4 protein-coding genes are annotated in these 5,991 nt (G+C 60.4%); all 4 read left to right on the top strand.

What is annotated here, in order from left to right; all coding sequences use genetic code 11:
- On the top strand, positions 1-867 hold an 867-nt coding region (locus tag H5U38_13665; protein ID MBC7188067.1), incomplete at its 5' end, for a KamA family radical SAM protein.
- Between the two features lie 60 nt (positions 868-927).
- Positions 928-1,449 carry a DUF2284 domain-containing protein gene (locus H5U38_13670; GenBank protein ID MBC7188068.1) on the top strand — a complete coding sequence of 174 codons (522 nt, stop codon included), beginning with the start codon at positions 928-930 and terminating at the stop codon, positions 1,447-1,449.
- Positions 1,450-1,629: 180 nt separating this feature from the next.
- Positions 1,630-2,697 (top strand): glutamine-hydrolyzing carbamoyl-phosphate synthase small subunit, encoded by a 1,068-nt coding sequence (gene carA / locus H5U38_13675; GenBank protein ID MBC7188069.1) that lies wholly within the window; start codon positions 1,630-1,632, stop codon positions 2,695-2,697.
- The gene (carB, locus tag H5U38_13680; GenBank protein MBC7188070.1) at positions 2,694-5,885 is read left to right on the top strand and encodes a carbamoyl-phosphate synthase (glutamine-hydrolyzing) large subunit; all 3,192 of its coding nucleotides are present in this window, start codon (positions 2,694-2,696) and stop codon (positions 5,883-5,885) included. Before carA ends, carB begins: the two co-directional genes overlap by 4 nt.
- Positions 5,886-5,991: the final 106 nt, after the last annotated feature.

Raw genomic sequence — 5,991 nt, forward strand, 5'->3', positions numbered from 1 at the left:
AATAACATTGTGCACCGCTACCCTGACCGGTGCCTGTTCTTGATCTCCCACGTGTGCGCTTCCTACTGCCGGTTCTGTACGCGCAAACGCAAGGTGGGTGACCCGAGCAAGATTAGCATGAAGTACATCGACGAGGGGATCGAGTACATTGCGCAGCACCCCGAGATCCGGGACGTGATCCTCTCGGGCGGGGATCCCCTGCTGCTCAGCGACGAAATGCTCGGTTTTGTCTTGCAGAAGCTTAGGCGCATCCCCCATGTGGAGGTTATCCGCATTGGTACGCGCGTCCCGTGCTTCCTCCCCCAGCGCGTGACCGCCAAGCTCGCCAAGCTGCTCAAGAAGTTCCACCCCTTGTACGTCAACGTCCACTTCAACCACCCCGATGAGCTGACGCCTCTTGCTATGCGTGCGCTCGCTCGTCTGGCAGATGCGGGTATCCCTCTGGGCAACCAGACGGTGCTGCTGAAGGGCGTCAATGACGACCCGGAGGTGATGAAGCGGCTCGTCCAAAAACTCTTGCAGGCTCGGGTGCGGCCTTACTATATTTACCAGGCCGATATGGTCTTTGGCACGGAGCACTTCCGCACACGCGTGGAGAAAGGCCTGGAGATCATCAAGGCACTGCGGGGCTGGACGTCCGGGTTGGCCGTGCCGCACTTTGTCATCGACGCCCCCGGTGGTGGTGGCAAGATTCCGCTCCTTCCCCACTACGTTGTGGCCATGGACGAACACGAGGTGGTGCTCCGCAACTACGAAGGGCGCATCTTCCGCTACCGGCAGCCGGAGCCAGCATCCGTTCCTGCCACCCTAGTCTCCGAGCGTGAGCCGGTCGAGGTGGTGGCCGAGGAGGTGGACCTGCTGGTTTAGGCCGAGGTCCCCACACACCAGGTTCGCTTTGGCCTTCACTAAACTGTACCAGGTGGAGGGATGGAAAGGTACGTGCAACAAGCCCTGCAGGGTGGGGCGACGGCGTGTTTCGAGATTCCCGTCTCGGCGGTGAGCGTGGCCGAATGGGTGCGCCTAAAGTGCCAGTACGGATGCGGGGGCTACGGCGCCTGCCTCACCTGCCCTCCCTATAGCCCTACGCCGGAGGTGACTCGGCGCTGGCTCGCGGAATACCGGCGTGCGCTCTTGCTGCGCTTCGATCGCAACCCGGCAGAGGGTGAGGAGAGGGTGCGACTACTCGGTCGCAGAATTGTGGCGGCCTTGGAGCGGCGCCTGTTTTTGGACGGCTACTACAAGGCCTTCGCATTGGGCGCAGGGCCATGTCCGCTGTGCGACGAATGTGATGTCACCAAGCCATGCGTCCATCCTCGGCTCGCACGGCCGGCCATGGAAGCCTGCGGGATTGACGTCTACGCTACGGTGCGGAACGTAGGGCTTTCGTTGGAGGTGGTCACCTCCGAGGATGCTTGCTACGATCTGGTTTCCCTGGTGCTGATTGACTAAGCGACCTTTTCAGCTTGCTCGGTCCGTGAAACAGGGAGGACTACCACCAGAAGCTGACGTGCAACAGGCGTGACTTTGCGGCGTGGATCGGTCAGGGACCGCAATGGCGTCCGCAGGCGGGCGCCATTGCCGTACGTAGACGCAACAAGCGGGGGCGGAGCTACTTTTCTGCTGGGAGCAATGGAGAGGCACAAGGCAAAACTGCTTCTTGAAGACGGCACCGTGATGTCCGGATGGGGATTCGGCTCCCTTCGTTCCACTGCCGGCGAGGTGGTTTTCACCACTGGCATGGTGGGTTACCCGGAGTCGCTCACCGACCCTTCCTACAGCGGGCAGATCCTGGTGTTCACCTATCCCCTGATCGGCAACTACGGTGTGCCTGGCGATGAGCCGCGGAGCGCTGTCTCCGCAAAGTTCGAGTCCCACCGCGTTCACGTCTCGGGCGTGGTCGTCTCAGAGCTCTGTGAGCAACCGAGCCATTGGGAAAGCGTCCGTTCTTTGGATGAGTGGCTTCGCGCAGAAGGGGTACCGGGAATCTTTGGGGTGGACACGCGCATGTTAACCAAACGCCTGCGCGAGAAGGGGACGATGCTGGGCAAGCTGGTGGTCGGAGGCGGGCGAGAGCCAGCCCTCTGGGACCCGAACAAGGAGAACTTGGTCGCGCGACTCAGCGTGGACAAGCCGCAGCTTCTCGGCGACGGAACGAAAAGGGTCGTGCTCATTGACTGCGGCTGCAAGCACGGCATCCTGCGGAGCTTGTTGGCCCGCAAGGTAAGCGTGCTTCGCGTCCCCTGGGACTATGACCTCTCCCGTGAAGCCTATGATGGCGTGGTTGTCTCTAATGGCCCTGGTGACCCCAAGATGGCCCGCGCCACTATTCACACCCTCCGCAAGGTGCTGGAAGGGGAAAAGCCCGTGCTGGGCATTTGTCTGGGGAATCAGCTGCTGGCACTCGCGGCCGGCGCTAACACCTACAAACTGAAATTTGGGCACCGCAGCCAGAACCAGCCCTGTATCGAGGTCGGTTCCAAGCGGTGCTTCATCACCTCGCAGAATCATGGGTATGCGGTGGACGCACGCACCCTGCCCGAAGGATGGGAGCAGTGGTTCGTGAATGCCAACGATGGCACCAACGAGGGCGTGCGTCACCGAGCGAAGCCGTTCATGGGAGTACAGTTCCATCCAGAGGCCTGTCCTGGGCCGGTGGACACGGGTTTTCTCTTTGACGAATTCGTGGGGCTGTTGTGAACGCTCTCCCCAAGAAGGTACTCGTGCTGGGCAGCTCGGCCCTGAAGATTGGTGAGGCCGGCGAGTTCGACTATTCTGGTAGCCAGGCCATCAAGGCCCTCAAGCAGGAAGGGGTCACTGTTGTCCTGGTGAACCCGAACATTGCCACCATCCAGACCTCCGACTATCTTGCCGACGAGGTTTACTTCCTGCCGGTGACTCCGGAATTCGTCGCGCAGGTGATCGAAAAGGAGCGCCCTGATGGTATTCTGCTTGGCTTTGGAGGACAGACGGCGCTCAACTGCGGCTTGCGCTTGCACGATGAGGGAGTACTGGACCGGTTCGGGGTCGCAGTCCTGGGCACGCCGGTGGAGGGAATCCGGCGCACCGAGGACCGCGGTCTTTTTGTGGAGTGCCTAAATAGCATTGGCGTCAAGACACCGCGCAGCCAGGCGGTCACTTCCACCGAGGAAGCGGTGAGCGTGGCGAGGAGCATTGGCTATCCGGTGATGGTGCGCGTCGCCTACGCGCTGGGTGGACTTGGCTCCGGCGTGTGCGTGGATGAAGAGGCCCTGCGCGAGCGCACCAGCAAGGCCTTTGCCTTCACCCCCCAGGTGCTCATAGAAGAATTCCTGGAGGGGTGGAAAGAGGTCGAATACGAGGTGGTGCGCGACCAGTTCGACAATTGCATCACCGTGTGCAACATGGAAAACTTTGACCCCATGGGCATCCACACCGGTGAGAGCATCGTGGTGGCGCCGAGCCAAACCCTCAACAATCGCGAGTACCACCTGTTGCGTGAAGTGGCCATCAATGTGGTTCGGCACCTAAATATCGTTGGGGAGTGCAACATCCAATTCGCGCTCCATCCACGGGACGAAGACTACCGCGTCATCGAGGTCAATGCTCGCCTGTCGCGCAGCTCTGCTCTTGCCTCAAAGGCGACCGGCTATCCTTTAGCGTTCGTGGCTGCGAAATTGGCGCTGGGGCACAGCCTCATCGACTTGGAGAATTCGATTACCAAGGTGACGAAGGCTTGCTTCGAGCCGGCTCTGGACTATGTGGTGGTCAAGGTGCCGCGCTGGGATTTGAGCAAATTCCGCATGGTCTCGCGCAGAATTGGCTCCGGCATGAAGTCGGTGGGTGAGGTGATGGCCATCGGCCGCAGGTTCGAAGAGGCGCTGCAAAAGGCCCTACGCATGTTGGAAATCGGTGCAGCGGGGTTGGTGGCCAACACCTGGCGCCCCATTCCGGACTTGGAAAGAGAGCTGTGCGAGCCTACTGATCGCAGGATCTTTGCCATCGCCGAGGCGCTGAAGTCCGGGTTCTCTGTGCAGCGTGTCTACGAGCTCACCCACATCGACCCCTGGTTCTTGCACAAAATCGCCAATATCGTGGCCATCGAGGCTGAGCTCGGCAGGACGAAAGGCGCGGTTTCTGCAGCACTGCTGCGTCGGGCAAAACAGCACGGCTTCAGTGATCTGCAGATTGGGCGTCTGACCGGGTTGAGCGAGACCCAAATTCGCGCGTTGCGGAAGCGGCGTGGCATTCTGCCGGTGGTCAAGCAGATCGACACGTTGGCCGCGGAGTACCCTGCGCAGACCAACTACCTCTACCTCACCTATAACGGCAGCGAAGATGACGTGCCCACAAGCCAGGAGCAGGCGGTGATGGTGTTGGGGTCCGGGGCTTATCGGGTGGGGAGTTCGGTGGAATTCGACTGGTGCTGTGTGAGCACGGTCCATACCCTGCGTGAGCTGGGTTATCGGACCATCATGGTGAACTACAATCCCGAGACCGTCAGCACCGATTACGACGAGTGCGATCGCCTCTATTTTGATGAGCTGAGCTTCGAGACCGTGCTGGACATCTACGAGAAGGAGAACCCGCTCGGGGTTATCATCTCCGCGGGAGGGCAGATCCCGAACAACCTGGCAATGAAGTGTCACCGTGCGGGCGTGCGCGTGCTGGGCACTTCGCCGGTGGACATCGACCAGGCCGAAGACCGTCGGAAGTTCTCCGCCCTTTTGGACAGTCTGGGCATCGACCAACCGGAATGGAAGGAATTGGTCAGTTTGGCATCTGCCCAGGAGTTCGCGCAGACGGTAGGCTATCCTGTGTTGGTGCGGCCGTCGTACGTCTTAAGCGGCGCGGCCATGAGCGTGGCCTCGAACGACGCCGAGCTCTCCCGCTACTTGGAACGTGCCGCCGAGGTGTCCGTCGACCACCCGGTGGTCATCAGCAAATTCTTCGAGAACGCCAAAGAGATCGAAATCGACGCAGTGGCCAAGGATGGGCAGCTGGTTGTCTATGCGGTGACCGAGCACGTGGAAAACGCAGGTGTGCACTCAGGCGATGCCACCATCGTGTTGCCGCCGCAGCGGACCTATCTGGAGACCATGCGCCGGGTGCTGCACATTACGCGCCGCATCGCTGAAGCCCTGCGCATCAACGGGCCCTTTAACATTCAGTTCCTGGCGAAGGACAACGAGGTCAAGGTCATCGAATGCAACCTGCGCGCCTCGCGGAGCTTCCCGTTTGTTTCCAAGATCGCCAAGGTGAACTTCATCGACCTGGCCACCAGAGTGGTTATGGGTCTGGAAGTCCCAAAGAACTCTCGCTCTTTGCTCGACTTGGAATACGTGGGTGTCAAGGCCCCCCAGTTCTCGTTCGCTCGGCTGGAAGGTGCAGACCCCACGCTCGGAGTCGAGATGGCCTCAACAGGAGAGGTCGCCTGCCTTGGCGACGATTTTGAGGAAGCTTTTCTCAAGGCTCTCCTTGCGGTTGGGTATCGGTTGCCGATCAGGTCAGTGCTTCTGTCGACTGGTCCCATCGAGAGCAAGGCGGAGTTTCTGGGCAGCGCCAGGGTGTTGGCGAACATGGGCATCACCCTCTACGCCACCGGGGGCACCTGCCGCTTCTTGGAGGCGAATGGGGTACATTCCATCCATCTCCACTGGCCTCTGAGCGGCAAGTCGCCCAGTACCGTGCAGTACATCAGCCAGGGGAAGATCGACCTGGTCATCAACATTCCCAAGAACTATCAGGAAGAAGAGCTCACCAACGACTACATCATCCGCCGCACGGCTGTGGACTACAACGTGCCGGTGATTACCAACATGCAACTGGCGCGGCGTTTTGTCGAGGCCATGGCGCGCAAGTCTCCCTCCCAATTGCAAATCAAGAGTTGGCGCGAATACGGCCATTGAGTGCCTTGTTGCCCGCCGGATTCGGGGCACGACCCTGCCTCTTGTACCCACAAGGGTCAGGGTGAGCAAAGGGTCCCGTCTCACCTGATGCCTTTTCCCCTTTCTG

The sequence above is a fragment of the Calditrichota bacterium genome, from assembly GCA_014359355.1.
In the GTDB taxonomy this organism is placed as follows: domain Bacteria; phylum Zhuqueibacterota; class Zhuqueibacteria; order JANLFK01; family Oleimicrobiaceae; genus Oleimicrobium.

Excerpts from the sequence above, each read along its gene's own strand:
- carA (MBC7188069.1), top strand. The coding sequence starts at position 1,630 with ATGGAGAGGCACAAGGCAAAACTGCTTCTTGAAGACGGCACCGTGATG.
- H5U38_13670 (MBC7188068.1), top strand. The coding sequence starts at position 928 with ATGGAAAGGTACGTGCAACAAGCCCTGCAGGGTGGGGCGACGGCGTGT.